We start from the raw sequence: 492 nt of genomic DNA on the forward strand, positions 1-492 counted from the left end.
CTCTCTAAATAAACAAGATGTTGCCCCTCGACCACTTTGCCACCGAGTTTCCACAACACCAATATCGCGTTTTGGTTCTGGTTATAGCCTCTTTCGGGATCAAGGCGGTGATGCATTGAGTGAGTGGCATAAAAGCCCCAGTTTTTATCACCGAGAATACGGTACTCTTGGATCAGTTTTCCGTTATGAAAGTGGTAGTAAAAACCGTGAGTGGGAAAGCCTAGCCGCTCGCCGAGCTGCACAGCGGGAAAAACGGGAATAAAGCCCTCTTGCGCTACGCCACTGCCTATCGGTCTGACTTTTACTGGCTGACGAGGCGAGAGACCTAACGACTTAGATGCCACTTCTCCGACCAATTTTTTAGGCTCATCAAACGCGGTGAATAGGGTGTAGCGTGTCCCTTCTTTGATTTTGGTTTCACGCCAGCGCCCTAGTAACACTTCGTTTGTCGTTTGGGCTAAAACAAACGAACAACCAACATTGCGATGAAAG

General features: G+C 48.4%; 1 pseudogene. It reads right to left on the bottom strand.

The window, feature by feature from the left end:
- Positions 1–440 (bottom strand): annotated as a pseudogene (locus QTN95_RS21075) (S-type Pyocin domain-containing protein); the annotation flags it as partial.
- Positions 441–492 lie beyond the last annotated feature (52 nt).

The sequence above is a fragment of the Vibrio sp. M260112 genome (assembly GCF_036533775.1).
GTDB lineage: Bacteria > Pseudomonadota > Gammaproteobacteria > Enterobacterales > Vibrionaceae > Vibrio.